This window comes from Lacihabitans lacunae (genome assembly GCF_042649125.1).
In the GTDB taxonomy this organism is placed as follows: Bacteria; Bacteroidota; Bacteroidia; order Cytophagales; family Spirosomataceae; genus Leadbetterella; species Leadbetterella lacunae.
In genome coordinates this window covers 2494604-2520825 of sequence record NZ_JBHRYQ010000001.1, presented here as the reverse complement: position 1 = coordinate 2520825, position 26222 = coordinate 2494604, and the positions used below count along the sequence as shown (strand labels likewise).

General features: G+C 37.7%; 20 protein-coding genes. 12 read left to right on the top strand and 8 right to left on the bottom strand.

Annotation, left to right across the window (positions count from 1 at the left end; translation table 11 throughout):
• Positions 1 to 38: 38 nt before the first annotated feature.
• Both ACFOOI_RS11000 and ACFOOI_RS10995 read right to left on the bottom strand, forming a co-directional pair.
• Positions 39 to 878, bottom strand: coding sequence for a polysaccharide deacetylase family protein (locus ACFOOI_RS11000; RefSeq protein WP_379837969.1), 840 nt, complete (start codon positions 876 to 878; stop codon positions 39 to 41).
• Positions 879 to 1411: 533 nt separating this feature from the next.
• Entirely contained in the window at positions 1412 to 3373 is a 1962-nt protein-coding gene (locus ACFOOI_RS10995; protein ID WP_379837967.1) for a KUP/HAK/KT family potassium transporter, read from the bottom strand.
• A gap of 190 nt (positions 3374 to 3563) precedes the next feature.
• On the opposite strand from ACFOOI_RS10995, the gene ACFOOI_RS10990 reads away from it, so the two are divergent.
• From ACFOOI_RS10990 to ACFOOI_RS10975, 4 genes are all read left to right on the top strand, one after another.
• Positions 3564 to 4373, top strand: coding sequence for an SDR family oxidoreductase (locus tag ACFOOI_RS10990; protein ID WP_379837965.1), 810 nt, complete (start codon positions 3564 to 3566; stop codon positions 4371 to 4373).
• Positions 4373 to 6997: an MGH1-like glycoside hydrolase domain-containing protein gene (locus ACFOOI_RS10985; RefSeq protein WP_379837963.1), complete on the top strand. Its 2625-nt coding sequence runs from the start codon at positions 4373 to 4375 to the stop codon at positions 6995 to 6997. The genes ACFOOI_RS10990 and ACFOOI_RS10985 overlap by 1 nt, the downstream gene beginning before the upstream one ends.
• Positions 6998 to 7119: 122 nt before the next feature.
• Entirely contained in the window at positions 7120 to 7794 is a 675-nt protein-coding gene (locus ACFOOI_RS10980; RefSeq protein WP_379837961.1) for a response regulator transcription factor, read from the top strand.
• A 25-nt stretch (positions 7795 to 7819) separates the two neighbouring features.
• Positions 7820 to 9190: a HAMP domain-containing sensor histidine kinase gene (locus tag ACFOOI_RS10975; RefSeq protein WP_379837959.1), complete on the top strand. Its 1371-nt coding sequence runs from the start codon at positions 7820 to 7822 to the stop codon at positions 9188 to 9190.
• Here the strand turns inward: ACFOOI_RS10975 and ACFOOI_RS10970 are convergent.
• On the bottom strand, positions 9187 to 9870 hold the full coding sequence (locus ACFOOI_RS10970; protein ID WP_379837957.1) for a response regulator transcription factor: 684 nt from the start codon (positions 9868 to 9870) through the stop codon (positions 9187 to 9189). The two genes, ACFOOI_RS10975 and ACFOOI_RS10970, sit on opposite strands and share 4 nt — an antisense overlap.
• 497 nt (positions 9871 to 10367) lie before the next feature.
• Here ACFOOI_RS10970 and ACFOOI_RS10965 point away from each other — a divergent pair, with 497 nt between their 5' ends.
• Positions 10368 to 11849: a DUF4301 family protein gene (locus ACFOOI_RS10965; protein WP_379837955.1), complete on the top strand. Its 1482-nt coding sequence runs from the start codon at positions 10368 to 10370 to the stop codon at positions 11847 to 11849.
• Between the two features lie 54 nt (positions 11850 to 11903).
• Here the strand turns inward: ACFOOI_RS10965 and ACFOOI_RS10960 are convergent, their stop codons facing one another.
• Positions 11904 to 12410, bottom strand: a complete 507-nt coding sequence (locus ACFOOI_RS10960; protein ID WP_379837953.1) for a rhodanese-like domain-containing protein — start codon at positions 12408 to 12410, stop codon at positions 11904 to 11906.
• A gap of 102 nt (positions 12411 to 12512) precedes the next feature.
• Here ACFOOI_RS10960 and ACFOOI_RS10955 point away from each other — a divergent pair, with 102 nt between their 5' ends.
• From ACFOOI_RS10955 to ACFOOI_RS10940, 4 genes are all read left to right on the top strand, one after another.
• A complete protein-coding gene (locus tag ACFOOI_RS10955; RefSeq protein ID WP_379837951.1) occupies positions 12513 to 14963 on the top strand; it encodes a penicillin acylase family protein in 2451 nt (816 codons plus the stop codon).
• 27 nt (positions 14964 to 14990) lie between these two features.
• Positions 14991 to 15350 (top strand): hypothetical protein, encoded by a 360-nt coding sequence (locus ACFOOI_RS10950; RefSeq protein WP_379837949.1) that lies wholly within the window; start codon positions 14991 to 14993, stop codon positions 15348 to 15350.
• A gap of 122 nt (positions 15351 to 15472) precedes the next feature.
• Complete coding sequence (locus ACFOOI_RS10945) at positions 15473 to 16276, top strand: glycoside hydrolase family 16 protein (RefSeq protein WP_379837947.1); 804 nt, start codon at positions 15473 to 15475, stop codon at positions 16274 to 16276.
• A 124-nt stretch (positions 16277 to 16400) separates the two neighbouring features.
• Complete coding sequence (locus tag ACFOOI_RS10940) at positions 16401 to 16997, top strand: OmpH family outer membrane protein (protein ID WP_379837945.1); 597 nt, start codon at positions 16401 to 16403, stop codon at positions 16995 to 16997.
• Between the two features lie 72 nt (positions 16998 to 17069).
• Here the strand turns inward: ACFOOI_RS10940 and lptB are convergent, their stop codons facing one another.
• Both lptB and recJ read right to left on the bottom strand, forming a co-directional pair.
• Positions 17070 to 17810, bottom strand: a complete 741-nt coding sequence (gene lptB, locus ACFOOI_RS10935) for an LPS export ABC transporter ATP-binding protein (RefSeq protein WP_379837943.1) — start codon at positions 17808 to 17810, stop codon at positions 17070 to 17072.
• An 83-nt stretch (positions 17811 to 17893) separates the two neighbouring features.
• Positions 17894 to 19621, bottom strand: coding sequence for a single-stranded-DNA-specific exonuclease RecJ (gene recJ, locus ACFOOI_RS10930; RefSeq protein ID WP_379837942.1), 1728 nt, complete (start codon positions 19619 to 19621; stop codon positions 17894 to 17896).
• 302 nt (positions 19622 to 19923) lie between these two features.
• On the opposite strand from recJ, the gene trpD reads away from it, so the two are divergent.
• The 3 genes from trpD (at position 19924) to ACFOOI_RS10915 (ending at position 22282) form a co-directional block, all read left to right on the top strand.
• Positions 19924 to 20907: an anthranilate phosphoribosyltransferase gene (gene trpD, locus ACFOOI_RS10925; RefSeq protein ID WP_379837940.1), complete on the top strand. Its 984-nt coding sequence runs from the start codon at positions 19924 to 19926 to the stop codon at positions 20905 to 20907.
• Positions 20908 to 20925: 18 nt separating this feature from the next.
• The gene (locus tag ACFOOI_RS10920) at positions 20926 to 21837 is read left to right on the top strand and encodes a sugar phosphate isomerase/epimerase family protein (RefSeq protein WP_379837938.1); all 912 of its coding nucleotides are present in this window, start codon (positions 20926 to 20928) and stop codon (positions 21835 to 21837) included.
• 91 nt (positions 21838 to 21928) lie between these two features.
• Positions 21929 to 22282: a hypothetical protein gene (locus ACFOOI_RS10915; RefSeq protein ID WP_379837936.1), complete on the top strand. Its 354-nt coding sequence runs from the start codon at positions 21929 to 21931 to the stop codon at positions 22280 to 22282.
• A 61-nt stretch (positions 22283 to 22343) separates the two neighbouring features.
• Here ACFOOI_RS10915 and ACFOOI_RS10910 read toward each other — a convergent pair whose 3' ends face one another.
• Both ACFOOI_RS10910 and ACFOOI_RS10905 read right to left on the bottom strand, forming a co-directional pair.
• Positions 22344 to 24275 carry a hypothetical protein gene (locus ACFOOI_RS10910; protein WP_379837934.1) on the bottom strand — a complete coding sequence of 644 codons (1932 nt, stop codon included), beginning with the start codon at positions 24273 to 24275 and terminating at the stop codon, positions 22344 to 22346.
• 19 nt (positions 24276 to 24294) lie between these two features.
• Positions 24295 to 26091 (bottom strand): family 16 glycoside hydrolase, encoded by a 1797-nt coding sequence (locus ACFOOI_RS10905; protein WP_379837932.1) that lies wholly within the window; start codon positions 26089 to 26091, stop codon positions 24295 to 24297.
• Between the last annotated feature and the right edge of the window lie 131 nt (positions 26092 to 26222).

Sequence of the window (26222 nt, the reverse complement as noted above, 5' to 3'; positions counted from 1 at the left end):
AGTTTGTGTACTATACAGTGTGCCTGTGCCAATAGCTATTATTTTGCTTTGAGGTGATAATCTCTAAGTTTTGCAAACGAATAGCCTTGTTTTTGGAGGTTTGGTATAAGTTCATAAAGTGCTTCCGCGGTATTCCAATTAGGTCTGTTAAAGTGCATAATTATGATTGCACCTGGCCTTATGGTTTTCAGTACATTGTTTTCAATAACATTTTTTGGAGTGTTTGGGATAGCATCACCAGAAAGCACATCGAAACTTATCATGGTAACTCCCAATGCAGTGGCTATTTTGGCACAGGCTTCGTCTGTGTAGGCTGTGGCTGACCTATAAAAGATCGGTTTTGTATGGGTAATGTTTTCGATTTTAATGGCGTTTGCTTCTATTTCGTCTATGGCATCTCCAATATTTGGCGTGCCTTTTATTCCAAATTCACTTTCTCCATCTATTGAGCATGGCTTGTGGTTTAGGCCATGATTTTCTATTTCAAAAAGAGGCTCTTTGCTTAGTTCAATAAATGTTAGATAATTGGCATCTATCCATTTGCCTGTAACAAAAAGGGTGGCTGGTATTTTTTCTTTCTTTAAAAAATCAATTAGATCTTTGTCATAGCCGTCTGCGTTTTTACCACCACAGGCATCGAAAGTTAAGGCAACGATTTTATTTTTTGTTATGAGGTCCTCATCCACACCATTTACAAACTCTCCCCATTTTCCCGGCTTTACATTAGCAAATTCTTGTGATATTTTACTTTTGAGTGAATTATAATCAGAATCCAAATGTAAGTTTTTTAGAAAACTAGTGTTTGGATACAAGTTGGTTTGGCCAAATGCAAAATTTGACACGAGTAATAAAAATAGAGTAATTTGATTTTTGTTCATTTCGTATAAAAAATTGAAGTGTTTTAAACACTAGTTTATATTCTCAATTATGGATATCATAACCTATTCTTCATGTCCTGATATAGGAGTGATACACAAATCTGTGTATCAAGTAGGGTTCATTTAACGAAATTTTCTTGGCCTACCTCAAAGCCATTAAATTGAAGATTGGTTTCGATTATTCAAGTCATTTTTTTTAACAAAATTTAGCGTAAGCTTATACTTATGGGTAGTAAAGTTGGGCAATGTTGACCATTAAATAAATAGGAATCTTGGGTGTCTTTTGGGTGTCTTTATCGATAAGGAATTTCCCAACCTTTTGTTCAAAGCTTAAATTTAAAACGCTTTTATATTTCTTATTACAGTTTGTTTTTCAAAAGTTTCTTTATCAAAATTTTCTGATTGATTTGGGCAATTAGAAAAATAATAGGCTATGGATAAATATTAGTTTGCCCCCCATGCTTAATTGGGCGTATTGTTTATTTCATTGGTCTAAATTTTTGATTTTCAGTAATTAATCTTAATTGGTGTTTTCATAACTCAGTGCTTTTTCTTTTGATTCTTCTTAAATGTGGTATTTTTTCAGTTTCATATATCAGTGGATACTCTTCAAATTCTACATCTCGGTTTTCTAAACCAAAATATTGGGCATAATCGTACCCCATTTTTTCAAGTCTAAAATAAGAATTAAGTAATACCTCTTTAAAAAAAGTGAGTTTATTTTCTATCGAGAGTATATTTTTAATGATTACAAATTTTAGGTCAACTTCATTGTTGAAGTCGCTATATGCAGACTCTGTCTGTACAAATTCAAACTCATCATTTTTAGTTAACTCCTCTATGATTGTTTTTAAATAAGCCTCAATTTGGACAGGTGTTTTAAAACCCAAATGGAGGTTTACCTTAATAAGCGACTTTGTGGCGATTTCTTTGACCGAATAACTACATGTAAATGGTTCTGAAGTACGCTTTACGTGGACTAACCAATACATTTCAGCTCGTTTAGGCTTTTTCGAGAAAATTGATTTAATAATTCTTTCCTCTACTTGGTCTTCAATTTTTGACTTTGTCAAATACACTAAATGAGTAGCCTCCAGTGGAATTGTGCTATCATTTTTTAATTTAATAAACAAGTCCTCGTATGGTTCTATTTCTATAAATTTGGTGAGTTGGTTTTTAAGTTTCCTTCCATAAAAAATGGTAAGCATTATGGCGATATATATCAGTGCAATACAAATTGTAATGTATCCACCCTCTGGGAATTTCCGAATATTTGATAAAAAAAACGATATTTCTATAAATCCAAAAATAGAAATCAAGAGTGTGGTTAATAAAGAGTTCCATTTTAGTCTCTTCAATATAAAAAAGAAAAGTAAAAACGAAGTAGAAAGCATGGCTAAAGTAATTGCAAGTCCATAGGCGGCCTCCATGTTTTCAGATTTTTTAAAATAAATAATAATAAACATGCAGCCCACAAATAGCATGGTGTTTATAGAGGGTACATAGATTTGGCCTTTATGAATAGAGGTATGAATAACCTTAGATCTGGGCCAAAAATTGAGACTGATAGCCTCATTTATGAGGGTGTAACTTCCGCTAATTAAAGCTTGAGATGCTATTATGGCGGCCAAAGTGGAGATAGCAATTGATGGAATTTTAAACCAATCGGGCACTATTTCAAAAAACGGATTTAAGTCGCCGAGTGGTTGGTTTATTTTGCTTATCATCCATGCTGCTTGTCCTAAGTAGTTTATTATCAGCATACTTTTTACGAAAACCCAAGAGGTGCGGATGTTTTCTAAACCGCAGTGGCCCATGTCGCTGTAGAGTGCTTCGGCTCCAGTAGTACACAAAAAAACCGCACCCAACAGCCAAAATCCTTGGGGATAATAAAACAAAAGTTTATATCCAAAATAAGGGTTGAGCGAATTTATGATTTCGGGGTAAATTAAAATGTATCGTAAACCTAAAACTCCAATCATAGAAAACCAAATGACCATCACTGGCCCAAAAATGCCACCGATTTTTTCGGTGCCGTATCGTTGAAATGCAAATAGTAAAGTGATGATGCCCAAAACTAAAGGCAAAGTATTTAAATTATGTAAACTTGGGATAATTTGGAGCCCTTCTATGGCAGAAGAAACCGAAATAGGGGGCGTAATAAGCCCATCTGACAAAAGACTCGCAGCTCCTATAATAGTAGGTATGGCCATATATTTGCCATAGGGTTTTACCAAACTATATAAAGCAAAAATCCCGCCTTCGCCGTGGTTATCGGCTTTTAGAGTATACCACACATATTTTATGGTGGTAAGTAAAGTTAAAGTCCAAAAAACTAAAGAGACCGATCCATAAATTAATTCTTTACTGAGTATTTTGTCACCTGCTATGGCACTCATAACATAAAGTGGACTTGTGCCAATATCTCCGTAAATGATTCCTAATGCTACTAATAAACCTGCTGCCGTTACCTTCTTTTTGCTAAGATTCGCCATATATTACTTAAAATCAAATTATAAAAAACACCTATACAATTTTCTTACTTTAACATTAATATTGACCCTAATCCAAATTAAATTTCAATTAAATCATTCTCTGTTTATAATAGACTATTAATTGTTTTTTAATTTATTCTCAAAGCAGAGTTAAGTCTAAAAGCTCATTTTTGGTAAAACATTTAAAAAAATGAAAAACAATATGAGATTATTAAATCAGGTGGCTCTTGTAACTGGAGCCAATTCAGGAATTGGCAAAGCCATAGCCATAGAGTTAGGAAAACAAGGAGCCAAAGTAGGCATAAACTTTGTAAGTCATCCTGAAGCTGCAGATGAAGTAGTCAAAACGATAGTATCTTATGGCGGCCAAGCCATAAAATTATATGCAGACGTCAGCAATGAAGAAGATGTGGAGGCTATGTTTACGGCCCTGATATCCAAATTTGGAGGTATAGATATTTTGGTAAATAATGCGGGCTTACAACAAGACGCGGCTTTTCAAGATATGACTTTGGCTCAATGGAAATTAGTAATTGATGTAAATCTTACGGGTCAGTTTCTATGCTCAAGGGCTGCAGTTAGGGAATTCCTTAAAAATGGCGTTATAGCTGGCAGATCAAAAGCTGCGGGTAAAATTATATGTATGAGTTCTGTGCATGAAGTTATTCCTTGGGGTGGGCACGTAAACTATGCTTGTTCAAAAGGCGGAGTGGAATTACTCATGAAAAGTATGGCTCAAGAGTTAGCTCCGCACAAAATCAGAGTAAATAGCATTGGACCGGGTGCCATCCAAACTCCGATAAATCGTCAGGCATGGGAAACTCCCGAAGCCTTAAATAATTTAATGACCTTAATTCCATATCAACGCATCGGTCAGCCCGAAGACGTAGCCAGTTTGGCCTCGTGGTTGGCTTCTGATGAGGCAGACTATATTACGGGCACCACCGTTTTTATTGATGGTGGCATGACACTATACCCTGGTTTTTCTACAAACGGATAATGAAAAAAATAACAGAAGAAGACAAAAGATTAGCCAGCAATGCTGAAAAAATGGTACCTATCGAAAATTGGGGGCCATATTTGAGTGAACGGCAGTGGGGCACAGTCAGAGAAGACTATTCAGAAGATGGTATGGCGTGGCCGTATTTTCCTTTTGATCATGCGTCTAAAAGAGCTTACCGGTGGGGTGAAGACGGTATCGGGGGTATTTCTGATTTACGTCAAAATCTTTGTTTTGCGTTTTCGTTTTGGAATGGAAAAGACCCTATTTTGAAAGAACGTCTGTTTGGCCTCAGCAACCCTGAAGGAAACCATGGGGAAGACGTAAAAGAGTTGTATTATTTTTTAGATAATACACCAACGCATAGCTACATGAAGTTTCTCTATAAATATCCGCAAGGCGAATATCCGTATCAAAAATTAAGAGACGTAAATGCACAGATTGGTAAAAATGCAGATGAGTTTGAACTGCTTGACACAGGTTTGTTTGATCAAAATGCCTACTTTGATATTTACATTGAATATGCCAAAAAGTCGAGCGACGATATTTCCATTCAGGCTACGGTCATAAACAGAGGAGACTCCGATGCTCAAATTACGCTAGTTCCTACACTTTGGTTTCGAAATACATGGTTGTCAGGCGAGGTAATTAAAAAGCCACAGATTTCATTGGTCAAAAACCAGAATGGTACTGAACAAGTAAATGTGTCTTCACAAAACCCAGGTGAATACTATTTGTATTACGAAAATGCAGACCGTGTACTTTTTACTGAAAACGAGACTAATACCTTTGATTTATACGATATTGGCCGGCCAAACCAGCCAACTAAAGATTTATTTAATCGGGTTATTATAAACCACGAAGTTTATGATGACGCTCTAATAAGTGGCACCAAGTGTGGTGTGGTTTTTTCGGAAAATATTGCCGCTAAGTCTCAAAAGGTGTTTAAGCTAAGGTTAAGCAGCAAAAAGAATGGAACACCGTTCGGAACTTCTTTTGACAGCATCATTAATCAAAGAAAAGCCGAAGCTGATGCATATTTTGAATCGCTATCCGGAAATATTGATTCAGTTGACAAAAAGGCCATTCAGCGACAGGCCATTGGTGGCCTGCTTTGGAGCAAACAATACTATCAATATGACGTAGAGAAATGGTTAAAAGGCGACTCAGGGCAAATATCTCCACCTCTAAGTAGATACGAGGGCAGAAACAAAGATTGGAAACACCTCAAAATCGCTGATATATTGAGTATGCCTGACACTTGGGAGTACCCGTGGTTTGCGGCTTGGGACTTGGCTTTCCACTGCATTCCATTGGCTATGGTTGATCCTGTTTTTGCCAAAAATCAACTTATACTGCTCACCCGAGAATGGTTCATGAGTCCCAATGGGCAAATTCCGGCCTACGAATGGAATTTTTCAGACCTCAATCCGCCTATTTTGGCTTGGTCGGGGTTCAATGTATATAAAATAGAAAAGGAACTTCATGGTAAAAATGACATAGATTTTCTGAAAAGGCTGTTTCAAAAACTCCTCGTAAACTTCACTTGGTGGCTAAACCGTGAAGACGTAGACGGAAATACGCTTTTTACGGGTGGATTTATGGGTTTAGACAATATTTCGGTGATAGACAGAAGTAAAACCATTAACGACAATACCAGTTTAGAGCAAGCCGACGCTACCAGTTGGATGGGACTTTATGCTCTAAATATGCTGGAAATGGCCCATGAGATATCGAAATATGACAAGTCGTATGAAGACATGGTTATTAGGTTTTATGAACACTATTGCTTGATAGCCGAGGCTTTAAATGACAAAGGACTTTGGGATAATCAAGACAACTTTTTTTATGATGTTTTGAAATCTAAAAGTGGCGAGTCCGTCGCACTAAAAGTGAGGTCAATAGTGGGTTTAATTTCTTTGTTTGGGGTAACGGTTTTAGAAAGAAACACCCTCGATGTATTGAATGATTTTTCGCAGAGAATAAAATGGTTTAAAAGGGAAAGAAAAAAAGAGAATCAGTTTTTGCCCATTGAAGAAGTGGCCGAAAATGGCGATATTTTAATTTCGCTTTTAAATAAAGAAAAACTGCAGTTAATAGTCAATTACCTGGTAGACGAAAATGAGTTTTTGTCTGTTGGTGGGCTAAGAGCATTATCTAAAGTCTACAAAGAAAAACCTTACACGGTCACAATTGGAGGCTCAAACTATACCATAGACTACGAGAGGGCGGAGTCTACCAACGACCTTTTTGGGGGTAATTCTAATTGGCGAGGGCCAGTTTGGTTTCCCATTAATTATTTAATTTTAAAATCGATTAAAAAAATCGGGAATTTTTATGGAGATAAACTTACGGTTGAGTACCCAAATGGTTCGGGTACTGAAATTACCTGTATAGAACTTTATAAAATTCTTGCTGCTCGGCTAGTTTCGATTTTTGAAATAGACAATGAACAGAAAAGACCCGTGCATGGAAGGTTTAAAGATTTTTATGCTAAAGACGAGAATAAAGACCTCGTGCTGTTTTATGAGTATTTTGATGGAGATGACGCACATGGAGTAGGGGCTTCACACCAAACAGGCTGGACGGCTCTAGTTGCAGAGTTACTTTCGGATATAATTTAAGTATCTAAAAAAGTAAAATTCACATGTTTTTTATTCTAAATTTAGCTTTAATCGTTTTTTAATTTCTTTTTAAGACCACACATAGCTTAAGGTTTCATTTTTATGATATTAAATATAAATAAATGAAAATATTAGTAGTAGAAGATGAGCAACGCATGTCTTCTTTTTTAAAACAGGGCTTGGAAGAAAATGGATATGAGGTAGAGGTGGCTTTCGACGGCTTCATCGGGAAGCATTTGGCTATAACGCTACCTTTGGACTTATTGATATTAGACGTTAACTTACCTAAAATTTCAGGGTTCGAAATAGTGAGTGCCGTTAGGGCAGAAGGAAACCAAATACCGGTTTTGATGCTAACCGCCATGGGAAGTATCGAAAACAAAACTGAAGGGTTTGAGGCAGGTGCTGACGATTATCTGATAAAGCCATTTGAGTTTAAAGAGCTATTACTTCGCGTTAATGCACTTTTAAAGCGTGGTGTATCTGCTCCGCCTCAGTCAAAGGGTGCTTTGGTTTATAAAGATTTAAAACTTGACTTAAACTTAAAAAAAGCGTACCGAGCTGACCACGAAATTGACCTTTCGGTTAAAGAGTTTTTGCTTTTAAGTTATTTTATTAAAAACCCAGAAAGGGTACTGTCAAGAACCGAAATTGCAGAAAAAGTATGGGACGTGCATTTCGAAACGGGTACCAATATTATTGATGTATATGTTAATTTTCTCCGTAAAAAAATAGATCATGGTTTTGATGAAAAGTTAATTCAGACCGCTATCGGTATGGGTTATATCTTTCGTTAATTAAAAAATAAAAGCAGGAAAAAGTATGAAAATTAGTAAAAGAAGACCACGTCAAATAGGTGTTTTAGTAGGCTTGATTTTAGTCTTTTTTTCGGCTGTGGTATATTTCTTTTATAGTACAAATAGAGAAAGTACCTTTTATGATTTATTAATTAATAGAATAGAAAGTCATCAAGAACTTCTTGAAAACAACATTGGTGCCCTAAATCCGTCGGGTTATCACTTGATACTTACCAATGAAAAATATGCAATTTTTGATATAAATGGAAACGCAATTTATAGTTCACCAGGCTCCCCAACTAAAATAAATAAGGCCTTATTGTATGCACTGCAAGTAAACGCAAAGGGTATTCATTTAGGTCAAAATGGTGACGTGCAAGAAGTTTATGAATTGGTGAGTATTGCGAATTTAAAAGAAAAGTATATTATCTACTCAAGTGCATATGACTTAATTGGTGAGCAGCGGCAAAATTTCCTTCTTAGAGTAATGTTTATCGGGAGTTTAATTCTCAGCTTATTTACTTATTTTTTGGTTTCAAGAGTAGCTAAAAATGACCTGTATCCATTGGAGTTAGCCTCCGAGCAGATGGGTAATATTAATTTCGAAAACCTCAGCGAACGCGTAACTTTGGTAAATAAAGAAAATGAAGTGGGGGCTATGGTGACGGCCTTTAATGGCGTGTTAGACCGGCTACAAAAAAATATAGTACAGCAGCAAAATTTCGTTTCGTTTGTGAGCCATGAGTTGAGAAATCCGTTGGCCATCATTCAAGGTCAGTCAGAGGTAGCTCTTTTTAAAGAACGCGACAAAGTAGAGTACATAAGGGTGCTTAAGGATATCAAAAGTGAAGTGAAAGACACTATTTTGTTAGTAAATGACCTTCTTTTGCTCGCTAGTGTAAATGTGGCCAATACCCAAGTGCCGTTTTCAGAGGGATACGTTGAAGAAGCCATTTGGAAGGCTCAATCTTTGGTAAAAAAGAAAATGCCAGAGGCGGAGATAGTCATTGATTTTCCTGAAAATATCGAAAGGGAGGATTTTTTTTTAATGGAAAGAGTAAATCTAGATTTAATGAAAATCGTGTTTTTAAACCTCATGGACAATGCGTGTAAATACTCCGAGATAAAATATGTAAATGTGAAAATTACAGGTGATGAAAACAGGCTGATATTTGTGTTTTCCGACAAAGGAATGGGTATTCCTGCTACTGAACTAAAGTCTATTTTCGAACCCTTTTATCGTGCTTCGCATACCAATACTATTCAAGGACACGGACTTGGTTTGCCTTTGGTAAAACAGATTGTGGACTTACATCGAGGCTACACTGAGATAAAATCTATAGTGGGCGAAGGTACTGAAGTAACGGTAACTTTACCCCAAAAAATAAACGCCTAGGCTTCCTTAATAATATAGCCTAGGTCTATTATGGTGTGTATCAGTTTGACGGGGAAGTTTTTGTCTACAGCATTTCTTAATTTGCTAATATATACTTCTACTTTGCCACCGTCTAAGTCGGCGTTCAGGTCCCACACTTCGCTGAAAATTTGAGATTTAGAGACCACCCTGTTTTTGTTTTTCATCAAGTATTCCAACAAAAAGAATTCTTTTGCCGCCAAAGGGATGATGTTTCCTGCTCTTTTTACAACTTTTGCATGTGTGTCCACTTCAAGGTCCGCTATTTTTAAGAGTTGAGACTTTATTTCTGTTCCCGACAGGCTATTTCTCCTTAGCAAAGCTCTTATTCTTGCCAATAACTCATCAAACTCAAAAGGCTTGGCTAAATAATCATCCGCTCCCGAGTTTAGCCCCATTACCTTCGACGAGGTGTTCGCCATTCCGGTAAGCATCAGTACAGGTGTATTTATATTGTTTTCACGAAGTTTTTCGCAGAGGTCAAATCCATTGATTTCAGGCATGTTTACATCCATTAATATAATCTGATACTCTTTGCCGTAGGCTAATTTTAAGCCTGTTTTGCCATCATGTGTCATTTCACACTGATAACCGTTTTCGGTTAATCCTTGGTATATAAACTTCGCTAATTTTATTTCATCTTCAATGATCAATACATTCATCTAAATCTGTTTTGGTAGTATTTATAACAAAATTAGCTTTTTTATATCTAAAAATGTTGTTTTTGAATCTATTATCCCCCAAACAAGGTTTTTATAGTCTTACTAAAACCAAGAAAAGCCATTTCCAATGGAAAAAGCTTTTTCTATTAACTAATCTTATAAATCCCTTTAACTAAATCTTTTATTTTGTTTTTGTTGTATGTTTTCAAAGCCTTTTTTATTGCTCTTTTTTTTGTACGCAATAAAAAAAACAAAAAACTAATTTCAGTTTTTGCCCTTCCTTAATTCCATGTGTAAAACTGCCTAAATGATCTTAAGTGGTACTTAATTTAAGATTAAAAAAGAATTAATATTCTAAAAATTTAGATTCAACAAGCACCATTTTTCATTTAGTTTTATAAATTCCTATTGCTAAGGTTTTCTATAAGCATATTTTTTGTTTATACTTGTTTGATTATTTCAATATTAAAAAATTAGCGTCCCTTTTAACCACAGATATGAGTTTTTCTGACAAAGACCTTAGCCAAATTGCCAAAAGAGGCAGCAATATAAATGTTGTAAAACAACAGATAGAAAATTTTAAAACAGGTTTTCCTTTTATGCATGTTATTCAAGCCGCCACTATAGAAGCCGGTATGATAAAACTGACAGATGAAAGCAAAGCAGAATATATTGAGATTTTTGAAAAAGAGGCCCTTAAGAAAAAGCTGCTCAAGTTTGTGCCGGCATCTGGTGCGGCCAGCAGAATGTTTAAATCTCTTTTTTCGGCCAAAGACGAAGGCAAGGCAGATAAGTCTGTGGATCAGTTTTTTGAGAACCTTAAGTCGTTTGCATTTTACCCAAGTCTTGTCAAAGTATGTAAATCAACCGAAAAACAAGATATACTGAAGGGACTGTTAGAAGCCGATGGGCTTGACTACGGCAGCATGCCAAAAGGGCTGCTTGAGTTTCATGGGTATGGAGATGCTACCCGTACTTCGGTAGAAGAGCATTTGGTAGAAGGAGCTCTTTATGCAAACAATAAGGGAAAAGTAAGGCTTCATTTTACGGTTTCGCCAGAGCACAAAAAGAAGTTTAAAGAGTTGATTAATTCAGTTTTGAAAACTTATGAAGATCAATATCAGGTAAAATATAACATTACATTTTCAGAGCAAAAGCCATCTACAGACACCATAGCTGTAGATATGCAAAACGAACCATTTAGAGATGCCTCTGGCAATCTGCTGTTTAGACCAGCAGGTCACGGAGCGTTGTTAGAGAACCTCAATGATCAAGATGCAGACGTTATTTTTATCAAAAACATAGATAACGTAGTGCCTGATCACCTTAAAGCAGAAACAGTTATTTACAAAAAAGCACTTGCAGGTGTGCTTCTGAAAATCCAAAAAGATATTTTTTATTACCTCAAAAGACTTGAAAAGCCAGAGGTTTCGGTTTATATGCTTAACAAAGCCTTGCGTTTTGTGCGTACTTCTTTAAATGTGGAGCCACCAAAAGGCTTTAGAGCTTGGTCGTATGATGATAAATTGGCGTATGCATTGAGCAAACTAAACCGCCCGTTGCGAGTATGCGGAATGGTAAAAAACGTAGGTGAGCCAGGAGGTGGGCCTTTCTGGGCAAAGAACTCCGATGGGTCGGTTTCGCTACAAGTAGTGGAGTCTGCTCAAATTAACATGGGCAACAAAAAACAAAAAGAGATTTTTGAAAATGCTACTCACTTTAATCCTGTAGATCTTATTTGTGCAGTTAAAAACTATAAGAAAGAGAAGTTTGAATTGTTAGATTTTAGAGATTCCAAAACAGGATTTATTACCGAGAAATCTCAAAGTGGGAAATCTCTCAAAGCCCAAGAGCTACCAGGCCTTTGGAATGGTGCCATGTCTGACTGGAACACGCTATTTGTGGAGGTGCCTTTGATCACCTTTAACCCCGTAAAAACAGTGAATGACTTGTTAAGAAAAGAGCATCAGCCAGCCTAAGTTGTCTGATTTAAATATATTTGAGGGTGCTTTCTTTACTGGAAGTGCCCTTTTTTAATACACTTTTTCGCCCTTGTTTAGCCACATTCCCCACGTTTTGCTGTAGGTGTGTACTTTTAGGGTGGGTTTTCCATTGCTGTCGTAAACTGTATTTCCTTGGTTTACCCATTCAAAAATGCTTCCATATAGGTTTTTAACATTCGTAAATCCGGCAGCTTTTAATTTTTCGCCTATCTTTTCACTTCTAACACCTATTGAGCAGTATACCACTATTTCGGCATCTTTCGGCAAATCCGAAACCTGCTTTATATCGAAGTTGTCGAATCCTACATTTCGAGCATTTTTTAAGTGGCTCACTTCAAATTCCTTTGTCTCGCGGGCATCTAGTAGCATAACTTTATTGACCTTGGGTTTCAGTTCGGCTACACTTATAGTCGGTATGGTCTTTTTGATCATATTTCTCAATAACAAGTCAAAAGCCTTGCTGTTTACTTGAGCTTTTGATTGAAAAACGCCAAAAAAAGACATAAATATTAAAGTTATCGTAAGGTTAAATTTCATTTTAAAATCGTTTCGCTCATTTTTTATCAGAGGTATATATAATTAACACAAAAAATTAAATAAAATTTCATAAATTTCGAGATAACAAAAACCAAATATAAGATGAAATTTATCAAACACTTTTGGAGTCTGCTGGTCACGGTGGCTCTAGTTTTCCTGTTGCACAACCCCCACGGGTCTATTCCGGCACTCGGCAGGCTCTTTAGTCCGTTTGAGGGATTTCTTCAAAATACGGAAAAGAAAGGGTTTGAGATCAACGAGGACTTGGAGATGTCGGGTGTCTCTGCTCCTGTGGAGGTGAAATTTGACGCTAACCGCGTACCTCACATTTTTGCCGAAAACGAAGAAGACCTTTATTTTGCCCAAGGGTATGTAATAGCCAAAGACAGAATCTGGCAAATGGAGTTTTATACCTTAGTGGCAGCAGGTAGACTTACCGAAGTAGTGGGCGAGCGAGCACTGGAATACGACCGGTATAATCGTAGATTGGGTATGGCAAAAGCCGCAGCGGAAATAGCCGAAGGGCTAAAAAAGGACCCTTTGTCTAGCAAGATTTTGGAGTCATATGCAAAGGGAGTAAATGCATATATTGATCAAATTGATTACAAAAACTTACCCTTAGAATATAAAATACTTGGTTACAAGCCTTCAAAATGGAGCCCGTACAAAACCATTTTGATGCTCATGAACATGAGAAATACCCTTAGTGGCGGAAGCAATGACTACCGAGTGTCAAACATTGTAAGTGCCTATGGCTTAGATACGGTCAAAGACCTTTTTCCGGATTATCCGTCAGACGATAGCCCGATAATACCGAAAGGCACCGAATGGAATTTTACACCTTTAGCGGTAAATACCCCTGACCAAATCATGGCCATGCCTGAGGCCAAAGAAGTTTCGCTTAATATTCCTGCGGCTCGCCCTGAGATTGGTTCAAATAACTGGGCGGTAAGTGGAGAAAAATCTGCAACTGGTTTGCCTATATTGGCTAACGACCCGCACCTTACGCTTAGTTTGCCGTCTATTTGGTATCAAATGCAATTGCACACACCAACTATGAATGTCTACGGAGTTGCTTTGCCAGGTTCGCCGGGAATCGTAATTGGGTTTAATAAAGATATCGCTTGGGGTGTTACCAACGTAGGTAGTGATGTAATGGATTTTTATAAAATCAAATTTAAAGATGCTCAAAAATCTGCCTATTGGTACGAAGGGGCTTGGAAACCAACCAAAACCAGAATCGAGGAATTTAAACTGAAGTCTGGAGTAGTCATTAAAGATACGGTTATTTATACCCATCATGGCCCGGTTTTATATAACGAAGACAAAGAAACTAACTTTAGTAAAAATGCTCCCGCAGGGCACGCCATGAGGTGGCTGACACTCGAAACTGATGGTTCAGATCTGCTCACATTTTATTATTTAAACAAAGCTAAAAACTACGACGACTACCGCAAGGCTTTGACTTATTACACTTCACCGCCTCAGAACTTTATTTTTGCAAGCAATCAAAATGATATTTCGATTACGCCTAATGGTAAGTTGCCTCTTAAATGGAAGGAGCAAGGCAAGTATATTTTGGATGGTTCATTGGCCTCGCACGACTGGCAAGGGTGGATTCCGAAAGACCAGAACCCAACGGTTAAAAATCCATCGAGAGGATTTGTGAGCTCTGCCAATCAGTTTTCTACTGACCCTACTTATCCGTATTATTTGGGGTGGAAATTTGCTCCTGCGTATCGTGGAATTAGGATAAACGAAAGACTAACTGCCATGAAAAACGCAACGGTGGATAGCTTAAGGATGCTTCAAAACGACAATTACAATGTAGCTGCTCGCAGAGTTTTACCTTTACTATTGCCTTATTTAGAAGGAAAAACAGACAAAAGTGCAAAGGTAGCTTTTGACGCAATAAAAACTTGGGATAAGGTAAACGGAGCAGATGCGGTTGGTGCTACTATTTATGAGCGTTGGGTCAAAGAACTAATGCGATGGATATGGGACGATGAGTTTTCTGACGAAAGAAAAATGATGTACCCAGCCGAAGACCGTACGTGGTTGATGATTCAAAACCAGCCTGAAGCAGTTTGGTTCGATAATGTGAATACTAAAGACAAGAAAGAGCTAATTTCGGATATTGTATTGGGAAGTTTTAAAGCAACTGTAGATAGTTTAACCATGAATTTGGGACCTCAAAGTCCTGAGACTTGGGCATGGGGCAAAGCGAAATCAACTAAAATCAAACACTTGGTTCCGGCTTTCTCGAGTTTTAGCAGAAACGATATAAACACGGGCGGTGGAGCAGGTATAGTAAATGCAACCACGGCCACTACGGGACCATCGTGGAGAATGGTGGTGCAGTTAGACAAAGAATGGCCAAAAGGCTACGGATTGTATCCGGGTGGTCAGTCTGGAAACCCAGGAAGTAAATACTTTGATAACATGGTAGATACCTGGGCAGCAGGTAAGCTCGATACTTTGATATTTTTAAAGAATAACAAAGAGGTTTTAAAAGGCAGCACGCAGCGAATCGTAATAAAACCAAAGAAATAATTTTCATCATTCTTAATTCAAAATCTTATGTTATATATATTAATAATTGTTGTAGGAGGTATTCTCTCATATTTTGGGCCTTGGTGGGTTATAGCCCCCGTTTGTTTAGTGCTAAGTGCCTGGAAAGCCAAAGATGCAAAAGAGGCCGGTTTAACTGCGGCAGCGGCGGCGGTAACGCTTTGGGTTGGTTATGCTACTTATCTAAATGTTGTGGCAGAGGTTGACTTGTCTGCAAAAATCGCTGACCTATTTACGGGTGGTGTAGGTTTTTTGTCTAAAGTGCCCAAAGTGGCGTTTATATTTACAATTATGACTTTAATAATAAGTACAGTAAGTAGTTTTTCGGGTATGGCAGGTGTACATATCAGACAATTTTTTAAAGCTTAATTTTTATGCTGGGCAGGGAAAATGATTAAATCTCTCTGCCCATTTTTTTATACAAAATGACTTTAAAAGTATTTATTTGTCTGTTTTGCTTTCCTTTTACTACTTGTGCTCAGTTAAAACCTATGTTTAGAGAAAATTTTGAGTCAGAAGAGTCTCTTTTTTTTGACTACATGACACACGGAGAAAAACTCCCTTTCAAATATCGACAGGGTGAGTATTCATCATTTGCCTCAAATAAAAAAGTTTTAAAACTCACGTTACACAAAGAAGATAAGGTAGGACCTAGGCAAGGGCCACAAATTATTTCTAAAAATATCACCCATTTTGGCACCTATTCGGCTAGTCTTAAGATACCCAAGGTAGATGACCTGCAGCCCAATGTGGGTGCTTTAGTGGGTTTGTTTACCTATAATGAAACCCCAAATGGCCTCAGCGAAATAGATTTTGAATGGCACCTGACTGACCCAACGCTACTTTATATTGGCACATATACCGGAAAAGGCAAAAAGCTAAAACGTGTAGAGCGTATCATAAAGTTAGATACAGGTGAGCTACTGAATACCGAAATTACAGTAAACGAAAAGCCGGTCATTAAAGAGTTAAAAGTATCGCAAACTACTCCGAATAATATTCTTCCTGTAGACAATTACGATGCCTCCTCTGATTTTTATACCTATGGATTTGATTGGATGCCTGAGCGAATCGTTTGGTGGGTGATTCACCCGGTTTCGAACGAAAAAATAATCTTGTGGGACTATACCGAGGTGTCAGAAGGAATTCCGCAAGATGAGTCGAGGTTTAGAGCGAATATTTGGCATTCGGATAAATTTATTTCTATTTCAAATCCAAAAGCATCTGAGAAACCCGAGCATAATTTTAGTTTAGAGGTAGATTGGATGGAATTTGTGCCTTTTGAGATTGAGTAAAACTTCAAAAAACCTCCTAGATTAACCATCTTTTGTGTTTTAACACATCCATTTTGTTCTCTTTTTTATAATAATCAGTAAATTACCTATATTTGCATCCTTAATTCGAAACTTACAAAATTTAATGAAAAAAATAACCGTCCTATTTCTTGCCCTTACAGTGGCTATCATGAGTTGTAACAAAGCCGCTGAAAAAACTTCAGCTGGTGGTCAACCTTCAGGAAGAATCGTTTATGTGAACACAGACACGCTTCTTAACAATTACGAATACTACAAAGACGTAGTTAAAGAATTTGAAAACAAGCGTTTCGCTTTAGAAAACGATTTGGCTAAAAGATCTCAATCTTTCCAAAACGAAGTTTCGATGTTTCAAAGAAGAGCACAAGCTGGTGGCATGACGGAAGAGCAAGCAAAAACTACGCAAATGCAACTTCAGAAAAAAGAGCAGGACATCATGTTGTTTAGAGACAATGCAGCTGGTAACTTGCAAGAAGAGCAAGCAAAAAAGACGGACGAATTGTTGACTAACATCAATGCTTATTTGAAGAAATATAATTCTAGTGATAAGTATGACATGGTTATTGGATACTCGAAAGGTGGTGGTGTATTATACGCCAAAGAAGATTTAGATATTACAGACGAAATATTGAAAGGCTTAAACGAAGAATATAAAGGTTCTGGTAAAAAAGCAGAAACTCCTGCAGATTCTACTAAGAAATAAGACTAGTAAAATAGTTGAGATATAAAAAAAGACGTGATCACTCACGTCTTTTTTTTGTGCTTATGTTTTAATTTACAGGAACTTACGCTTAAGTTCGAAGTTCATGCCGAGGTACACTTTACGTACCATTTCGTCTGCGGCTAGTTCTTCTGCCGATCCTTGTTTTAATATTTTTCCTTCGAAAAGCAAATAGGCTCTGTCTGTGATTGACAAAGTCTCGTTTACATTGTGGTCTGTTATAAGTATGCCTATGTTTCTATGTTTTAGCTTGGCCACTATTCCTTGAATTTCTTCTACAGCAATGGGGTCAACTCCCGCAAAAGGCTCATCTAGTAAAATAAACTTAGGGTCTACCGCCAATGCTCGGGCTATTTCGGTACGGCGACGCTCACCGCCTGAAAGCACAATACCTTTATTTTTTCTGACATGAGTCAAACTAAATTCTTCTAATAAGGACTCCGTTTTTTCTTTTCTTTCGGTTTGAGTCATATCGGGCTTTGCTAGTTCCATTACGCCCAATATATTTTCTTCGACCGTAAGGTCTCTAAAAATAGAAGCCTCTTGTGCCAAATATCCGATTCCCAACTTAGCACGTTTGTACATGGGGAGGCTAGTAATATTTACATCGTCTAACCAGATACTGCCCTCAGTGGGTTTTACCAGTCCCACAGCCATATAAAACGACGTGGTCTTTCCGGCTCCGTTTGGTCCTAGCAAACCCACAATCTCGCCTTGTGCCACTTGGTAGCTCACCTGATTGTTTACCAAACGTTGGCCGTATTTCTTTATTAAATTCTCGGTTCGAAGTATCATATGCGTTAAACCCTGTTTTTCTATCCCGTAAAATTACAACATTAATATGAATAGAAACTGTTAAAAAAACTTACGGTTTGTTATTATTCAAATTTGATGTCTCGTATAAATAGCTGAAGAGTAGTTTTGTCTCTAAATGTATTTTCTTCAATGGAATACGCCATCGAAAAGTTATCGCCGTTTTTTAAGCCCGAATAATACTTTTCTGCTATTCCAAAACCTATAGCTGACAAAACAGCACCGGTTGTTTCGTCCAAAATCTCCAATTTTAAATGTTTTTCTTTTAATATCCTCGGGTCGCTTGCCAGTGTAAGGTTTTTAGAAACGAACACAGGCTGCATATTGTGCGGCCCAAAAGGTGCCATTTGTTTCAGTATCCGATAAAACTTCGGGCTAATTTCTGAAATCGGAAGGTCTAAGTCTACGTTAATTTTCGGAGTTAATATCTCTTCATTGGTGTTTTTAACCACTTGCTCGTCAAATGCTCGCCTAAATGCTTCGATGTTTTCTACCGCAATTGTCATACCGGCGGCGTGCATGTGGCCACCAAACTGTATTAGGTGCTGCGAGCAAGCTTCTATGGCCTTATATAAATCAAAACCTGGAACTGACCGAGCTGAGCCAGCGGCTTCATTTTCTTTTGATAATGTAAAAATCACGGTTGGGCGGTAGTAATTTTCTATACAACGAGATGCCACAATACCAATTACGCCTTTGTGCCAGCCTTCATTGAATAAAACCGTGCTTTTGGCTTCGCTAAAAATCCATGGATCATTCTGAATCATGGCCAGTGCCTGCTCGGTTATGCTCGCATCCAATTCCCGCCTTTGGGTATTGTGTTCTTGTATAGCGTAGGCAAATTCTATGGCTTCTTCTAGGTTATCTGAAAGTAAAAGTTCTACTGCAGCTTTTGCGTGCTTTATTCTTCCTGCGGCATTTATTCTTGGCCCTAACACAAATACCACATTTTCGATGGTCATTTCGCCCATAAAACCTGATACCTGTTTGAGTGCTTTAAGGCCAATTCGCGGATTTTCATTTATTTTTTTTAATCCGTGATAAGCCAAAATCCGGTTTTCACCTACTATTGGCACTATGTCAGAGGCTATACTCACCATTGCAAGGTCTAAATACTGAAAGAGGCCATCGAGTGCGATTCCTTTTTTCAAACAAAAAGCAGTGAGCAATTTGAAGCCTACGCCGTTTCCAGTAAGTTCCTTAAAAGGGTAGGGGCAATCGGTTCTTTTGGGGTCCAAAACCGCTACTGCATCTGGCAGTTCATCGCCGGGTTCGTGGTGATCACAAATGATAAACTCTATGCCGTGTTTTTCTTTTGCATAGGCTATTTTATCTATTGATTTTATGCCACAGTCTAAGCTAATCATTAGCGTGGCACCTTCTGCTGCTGCCCAGTCTATCCCCATAGTAGAGATTCCGTAACCTTCTTTGTAGCGGTCGGGGTTATAGTAGGCTATGTTTTGGTAGTGCTCAAAAAGGTAGCCATAAAATAGTGCCACAGCGGTGGTTCCGTCTACGTCATAATCGCCAAATATTACAATTTTCTCATTTTTTTCAATTGCCAACAGCAATCGGTTAACCGCTATTTCCATGTCTTTCATCAGAAATGGGTCGTGGAGGTCGGAGAGTGACGGTCTAAAAAAATGCTTGGCTTCGTCAAAAGAATGAATGCCTCTTTGCCAAAGCATGGTAGCCATAGCTTGGTTTACAGTAAGCTCTTTTTCAAGCGTTTGTACAGTTGCTTGCTCTTCTACTGTTGCGGGTGTAGGTTTAAAATTCCAGATTTTTTCCATTGTGACTCAAAAGTAAAAAGAATGGCACAGAAATTGAAATTGATTCTATAATATTAATTTAAATCTGACACTTTGATTTCTTTCAGGTATTATCCAAAAAATGTAGATCGCTAAATTTGTCATATATAAACTCATAAAGGATGTCGTGGAGGCATCCTTTTTTTTTGCCTTTTTTCTCCGTAAAATATTATTCTTTTTTAATACAAACTCTAATAAAAAACTACCTTCTCTTGAATAATCCTTTAGATTGTACTTATTTTAAGGTGTGTAAAAAATAGTACAGCACGCATAATTAATTATATATGAAAGAATATTTGGGTCTTTTGATTTCGGGAAAATCTTTGAGTCAAAAAGAGGCCTACGAAGCGGTATTAAAAATTGGGTCAGGAGAAGTTAACCCTTCACAAATAGCTGGTTTTTTGGTTGCTATTCAACAAAAAGGTATTACTACCGCAGAGCTTATTGGTTTTAGAGAAGCTATGCTAAGTTTAGCTTTACCGCTTGATTTTGAGGAGTTTGATGCCATTGACGTTTGTGGTACAGGTGGTGACGGAAAAGACACGTTTAATATTTCTACTACTTCGGCTTTTGTGGTGGCGGGGGCGGGTCAAAAAGTTGCCAAACACGGCAACCATGGTGTAAGTTCGGCAGTTGGGAGTAGCACGGTTTTGGAGTATCTCGGCGTTAAGTTTACAAACGATGCAGACTATTTGAAAAAGAAAATATCTGAAGCAGGTATATGTTACTTACACGCTCCGCTGTTTCATCCGGCTATGCGTTTTGTTGGACCGATAAGGAAAGAGCTCGGGATTCGTACTTTTTTTAATATTCTGGGACCACTTCTTAATCCAGCAAAAGTAAAAAAACAATTAACGGGAGTGTCTGACCTAAAGACCTTTGAGATATTTGAGGCTCTTTTTAATCAATCAGAAACCAAATTTGGAGTGGTGCATTCTCTCGATATTTACGATGAAGTTTCGCTTACCAGTGATTTTAAATTTGCGACAAAAAATAGTAATAAAATAGTTTCACCCGCAGACTTAGGTTTTCAGCAATGTCAACAAATCGAACTTCATGGAGGCGGAAGTTTAGAAGAGTCCGCAGAAATAGTTAAATTGGTTTTGGCCAATAAAGGCACAGTAGCCCAAACCTCTGCGGTATTAGCAAATGCCGGCTTGGCTTTGAGCATTGCAAACGATATTTCTGAGGTAGATGGTATTCTTATGGCCAAAGAGTCTCTGGAGTCAGGTCGTGCTTTAAACAGCCTTAAAAAACTTGTCGAATAATATTTAAATAAAAATACTATGTTAAAACTGGGTTTTGTGTCTGCAATATTAGCAGATTTTGGTTTCGAACATGTGGTAGACTATGCCGCCAAAAATGATTTTCAATGTGTGGAAATGATGTGTTGGCCAGGAGGTAGTGGAGATACTCGTAGATACGCAGGCGTTACGCATATTGACGTAGAAAAAATGGATGCCAAATATATTCAGCACTATACCAAAGAGCGTAATGTAAGTATTTCTGGATTAGGTTATTATCCCAATCCGCTAGATCCGGATACGGCTAAGTCTGAGTTTTATATCGAACACATAAAAAAAATCATAAGGGCTTGTAATCAGCTAAACGTGCCTGTGATGAATACCTTTATCGGTAGGAATCAAAATTTAAACATGCAGGACAATTTGGCCTTATTTAAAAAACTATGGCAGCCGATTATAGAAACCGCTAAGCAAGAAGATATAAAAATAGGAATAGAGAATTGCCCGATGTTTTTTACCAATGACGAGTGGCCGGGAGGTAAGAATTTGGCCATTTCACCAGCCGTTTGGGACATTATGTTTGAGACTTTTCCAACGCCTTTGTTTGGTTTAAACTATGATCCATCACATATGGTTTTTCAGATGATGGACGAAATTAAGCCCATTTATAAATACAAAGATAGGCTGCATCATATTCATATTAAAGACGTAAAAGTTTATAAAGATAAGCTCGACAATGTGGGTATTTTGGCTAATCCTTTGGAATATCATTCTCCTAAACTTCCCGGACTGGGAGATGTAAATTGGCGAGCGTTTTTTGCGGCTTTAACTGACGTGAGGTACCGAGGGCCGGTGGTGATTGAAGTAGAAGACAAGGCATTTGAAGGTTCTACCGAAGATGTAACGGCTGCTATCAGAACTGCCAGGAACTATGTGAAGCAGTTTTTAGACTAAAAAATAGATCGTAAACGTTTATTTTTTCAGAATGATTTCCAACCAATATTTTCAAATCGGGGTCATAAAAGAAAAACAAAATTAAAGTATTATGAATTTTATAAAAATCTGTATCCTTCTTGCCATAGGCATTAACTCTTGTGAAAAAGCAGAAGTTATAGCTGAAGAATTGAAAACCATAAATTATAAGCCCACACAGTGTTCTGAGCCATGGGATGTGTCAAAATATACAGATTCAGGCAATTTATCTCGTGAAGCTAGATTTACTTCGTTTTTAAAAGATAATGGTGTTACTGAATTGGTAGATTTTAAAAATACCAAAGACGGTAATATCTATTGCATGGCCTGCACATGCCCTTCGAGCGATAATTTTTCGTTTAAAGTAAGTGCTGCTAATTATGAAAAACTTAAAAGCATAGAGCCTTTTAAAACAGTTTTGAAATAAAAATCAAATTGGATGATCATTAAAAAAAAGCCGGCTTCTTAGTCGGCTTTTTTCGTTTTCTCTATCTCAATGAATTTATATAAGAGGCAATTTGCATTACGTCCTTTTTAGGAACATGCGGCATAGGAGCCATTGGTGTTGCAAAATCCGGCCAGTTTTCTGGTTTTGGGTTATAAATTAACTCCATTATTTTCGTGGCCGAATATTTCCTTTTGGCTATGTCTTTAAATGCAGGCCCTATAACTTTTTTGTCTTGAGCATGGCACGCCAGGCACGTATGTTTTTGTAACAATGGTTTTATGCTTTCAAATGTCACGGGTGTAGCTTTAGTAGAAGTACTAGCTGATTTTTTTCCATCAGGCGAAACCAATTCTTTGGTGGCCTTACTCGGGACCGAGGCTGTATTTTTGCCCGAATTGGTTTTTATTAGTTCATTTGCTCCAAGTTTATCACCGCTCGGAATCGCATTTAGGGTATAATAAACCGTTGGGTGTACCAAAGTCCATGAGCCAGTTGCCGATCTTATTCCACTTAAGTTTAGTTCATGTACATAATAAGGTCTTAGGTTTTCTATTACGATTCGTAGTTTTTTGCCATCAGCACTTAGGTTAACGCCTTTAATTTTTAAGTCCTCAGTATTTATCGGAGGCGAGCCGTACACTGGGTGGTGTTTGTAGATAAAGCTACTTGCAACATAGGAGGATAGATCTTCCGCTGACTTTCTATCAACGGGCAAAGTGAAGTTTATTTCAAAACCATCGGCCATTGCTTTGCAGTTTATCATTTCAAAAGGGATTTTACCGTTCCATACCAGTTTTTGTAAACCTTGATTGGCATCTCCAGCAGATCCCCAGCCTCGGTTGGTTTCACCCACAAACATAGACCCGTCAGTAGCAAACGCCATTCTTAACACGCCTGACTGAAAACCAGATCTAAAGTCCCAGGCTGCCCCTTGATACTCGCCGTTGACTTTTTCCATATACACACGCATGATCTTCGATTGGCCTTGGTCACCTATAAATATTTGGCCTGCAAAAGGCCCAAAATCTCCAGATGTTTCATCTTTTATTATTTCTGAGTTTGATATTCCCAAAATTCCGTGAGGAAGCCAAACAGCAGGGGTTTGCACCATTGGATATTTTTCTTTTAGTTCAAATAAAGTCTGTGCTGTTTCGTCTACTACATTTTCAGGTTTGATGGCCACGCCTGTAGCTGTGCGGTTTTGTCGGTTATCTCGTTCCGCAAAAAACTCTTTTTCTGTCAGTTTTACTACTCCGTTTTGTTCCGCCCATTTTAAACTTGCCGGATGCCCCATAAAACCTCCTTTTTTAACATGCCAAATGCCTCCCGAACCCATCCAGTCGCCTTGATTGTCTGAGTAGAACAGTTCGCCGTCTATCATTCCTAAACCAGCTGGCGAACGCATTCCTGCTGCCCAAGGCTCATATTTTCCATCGGGATGAATCTTAAATATAGTACCTCTAGTCTTTGCCCTTGCTTCTCCTCTCCACCATTCTTCGTCGCCAAAAGCTACGTTTCCGCTCACAAAAAAGCTACCATCAGGTGCTATTTTTGGTCCAAAAGAATATTCGTGGTAATGACCTGAAATATCCCATGCGTATACGGTTTCGTAACTGTCTGCTTTGCCGTCGCCATTTTTGTCTGTTAGCTTTGTTAATTCACCTCTTTGAGCACAGATTAGGGAACCTTCTTTGTAAGATAAACCCAAAATCTCATGTAAACCAGAAGCAAATTTCTTAAAATATGGATTCTTTGAACTGGGATTTTCTACAATCCAAACCTCTCCACGTCTGGTAGCCAAAGCCATAGATCCATTTGGCATCATAGCTAGGCCGCCTATTTCTAATATGATGCCTTCTGGAACCGGTAAGGTTACTATTTTGTAAAAATCTTCTTCTTTGGGTGATTCTTGGGCAAATAGTTGTGCCGTAAACATTAGAATCAAACCATATATTTTAAATGTATTTTTCATTATCTCTTAAGTGAATAGGTTAAAACAAGATTTGGTATGAGATTTTATTATTTTCTGGTCGAATATATAATTCGTTATTATTTTTAACCTCTGCTTGTTGGCTAGTTTTTATGAAATAAGATTTGTCGTCTATTGCATAAAGGCCTTTCGCCACTTCCTCTATTATTTTGCCTTCTGCAACCTTTGCTACTAAGTCATTTGCATTGCTGAGGCTGATTTCTCTTGCTAAATATTTTTCTTCCACCACTTTAATGGCGTCACTTACTTTGGTACCATAAATCTCGTATTTGAATGTCGGTAAATCATTTTCGTCTAGCGTATAACCTAAGGGTCTATAAGCTGAACCGCTTGTATCTACTGGCAATGCCAAATTGGGTTTTGATAAGGTTAAATCATGATTAAACACTGTGACACTCCCTAAAGGCACCGATGAGCCATCGCCTCGGTCATTCCACATTGGTGTAGCGTCTAAGAAATTGCCCTTCCATACTTGTAAGATAGTGCCTTTGTCAAGGTCATAGGTGTAGTGTATTTGACTAGGTGAGCCTACTGAAATGGCATGCACAATTCTGAAGTTTTTATCAGTAGGATTTTTCTTAAAATCCATAAAACTCCTCAAAGTTGTATTGGTATTGGCATTTATTATAATAGGATCTGCTCCTTTTGAGGCTATGGTTGAGCCTAAACTGTGGTGGGCAGTTGCTCTAAATCCTGGTCCGGCTGACCAAAATCCCAATACGGGTTTGAGCCAACCGTCTCTTTTATTGTTAAATAGTTCGATGCTATGTTCTCCTGCTGTAAGGTCTATACTCGCTTCTCGTGTTTGGCCTGAAACCGTCCAATTGTTACCTAATATTTGCTTGCCGTCTACCTTTAAAGTGCTATTGCCTGCCATTTGGGTGGTAAATGTATATTTTCCGGCAGTGGGAGCGTTGTATTTTCCATTTATTACAAATACATAATCGTTTGTGTTTTTGGTTACTTCCCAGGTTAGTTCATTGGTTTTGCCACTTTCGTCTATCTTTATTTTTGAAAGGTCGGCGTCGTGCATATAGCTGCCATAGTACACTTTGTAGTTTAGGTCGGTTAAGGAGCCCGGTGTTTTATCAAAATCGTTGATGTAAATATTTCTGAATGCAATGGAACCATGGTCGCCTTGAATTCTAAAGGGTGCCTTAGCAACTTCAGTTTCTGATATGCTTCCTCTTGTTACACCAGAAAGCTCTACGTTTTCATGGATCAATACGCCATTTAGCGTGATAAATAATATTTTAGCATTGGCTATTTTTTTTCCTTCGGGGTTAAATCGTGGTGCTTGAAATGATATTTTCATATGTTGCCACAGTCCCGGTGCTTTGCATACATTTACTCGCGGGGCATAACCTTCATATCCTTTTTCGCCTTCAGGGTTATTTTCTTTCCATCTTTCATATATGCCACCGCAATCGTAATATTTTGGGGTTTTCACGCCCCAGCTATCAAAAAGTTGAATTTCATATCTCGATTGTAAATAAAATCCCGAATTAGAGCCTTTGGCCATCATGAAATCAAATTCAATGTCCATGTCACCATGTTCTTGTTTTGAGAATAGTTCGTATTCCATGCCGTACTTGCCTTGCTGATGCTCGCAAAGTAAAACTCCCAATCCTGGGGTATATGACAAAGAGTTTTTCTCGTCAATGTTTACGTTGACATCTTTTACTATTTTCCAGTTTGAAGACTTTGAGGTAAATAAAGGCGAATCGATTGCCGTGGTTGTTGTTTGAGCATAGAGCGACATTTGGCATAAAACCAATATCCAAAATGTTTTTTTCATAAAGTACAGGTTGTTTAATATTAAGGGATTAGTTTATGCCCAAAAGTGAAATAAAGATAGTAACTATTAAATTAAATTATAAACTCTAAATCTCTGTAAGCTATATTTTTTGAAAATTTATATAAGTTGGA

Excerpts from the sequence above, each read along its gene's own strand:
- ACFOOI_RS11000 (WP_379837969.1), bottom strand. The coding sequence starts at position 878 with ATGAACAAAAATCAAATTACTCTATTTTTATTACTCGTGTCAAATTTT.
- ACFOOI_RS10995 (WP_379837967.1), bottom strand. The coding sequence starts at position 3,373 with ATGGCGAATCTTAGCAAAAAGAAGGTAACGGCAGCAGGTTTATTAGTA.
- ACFOOI_RS10990 (WP_379837965.1), top strand. The coding sequence starts at position 3,564 with ATGAAAAACAATATGAGATTATTAAATCAGGTGGCTCTTGTAACTGGA.
- ACFOOI_RS10985 (WP_379837963.1), top strand. The coding sequence starts at position 4,373 with ATGAAAAAAATAACAGAAGAAGACAAAAGATTAGCCAGCAATGCTGAA.
- ACFOOI_RS10980 (WP_379837961.1), top strand. The coding sequence starts at position 7,120 with ATGAAAATATTAGTAGTAGAAGATGAGCAACGCATGTCTTCTTTTTTA.
- ACFOOI_RS10975 (WP_379837959.1), top strand. The coding sequence starts at position 7,820 with ATGAAAATTAGTAAAAGAAGACCACGTCAAATAGGTGTTTTAGTAGGC.
- ACFOOI_RS10970 (WP_379837957.1), bottom strand. The coding sequence starts at position 9,870 with ATGAATGTATTGATCATTGAAGATGAAATAAAATTAGCGAAGTTTATA.
- ACFOOI_RS10965 (WP_379837955.1), top strand. The coding sequence starts at position 10,368 with ATGAGTTTTTCTGACAAAGACCTTAGCCAAATTGCCAAAAGAGGCAGC.
- ACFOOI_RS10960 (WP_379837953.1), bottom strand. The coding sequence starts at position 12,410 with ATGAAATTTAACCTTACGATAACTTTAATATTTATGTCTTTTTTTGGC.
- ACFOOI_RS10955 (WP_379837951.1), top strand. The coding sequence starts at position 12,513 with ATGAAATTTATCAAACACTTTTGGAGTCTGCTGGTCACGGTGGCTCTA.
- ACFOOI_RS10950 (WP_379837949.1), top strand. The coding sequence starts at position 14,991 with ATGTTATATATATTAATAATTGTTGTAGGAGGTATTCTCTCATATTTT.
- ACFOOI_RS10945 (WP_379837947.1), top strand. The coding sequence starts at position 15,473 with ATGTTTAGAGAAAATTTTGAGTCAGAAGAGTCTCTTTTTTTTGACTAC.
- ACFOOI_RS10940 (WP_379837945.1), top strand. The coding sequence starts at position 16,401 with ATGAAAAAAATAACCGTCCTATTTCTTGCCCTTACAGTGGCTATCATG.
- lptB (WP_379837943.1), bottom strand. The coding sequence starts at position 17,810 with ATGATACTTCGAACCGAGAATTTAATAAAGAAATACGGCCAACGTTTG.
- recJ (WP_379837942.1), bottom strand. The coding sequence starts at position 19,621 with ATGGAAAAAATCTGGAATTTTAAACCTACACCCGCAACAGTAGAAGAG.
- trpD (WP_379837940.1), top strand. The coding sequence starts at position 19,924 with ATGAAAGAATATTTGGGTCTTTTGATTTCGGGAAAATCTTTGAGTCAA.
- ACFOOI_RS10920 (WP_379837938.1), top strand. The coding sequence starts at position 20,926 with ATGTTAAAACTGGGTTTTGTGTCTGCAATATTAGCAGATTTTGGTTTC.
- ACFOOI_RS10915 (WP_379837936.1), top strand. The coding sequence starts at position 21,929 with ATGAATTTTATAAAAATCTGTATCCTTCTTGCCATAGGCATTAACTCT.
- ACFOOI_RS10910 (WP_379837934.1), bottom strand. The coding sequence starts at position 24,275 with ATGAAAAATACATTTAAAATATATGGTTTGATTCTAATGTTTACGGCA.
- ACFOOI_RS10905 (WP_379837932.1), bottom strand. The coding sequence starts at position 26,091 with ATGAAAAAAACATTTTGGATATTGGTTTTATGCCAAATGTCGCTCTAT.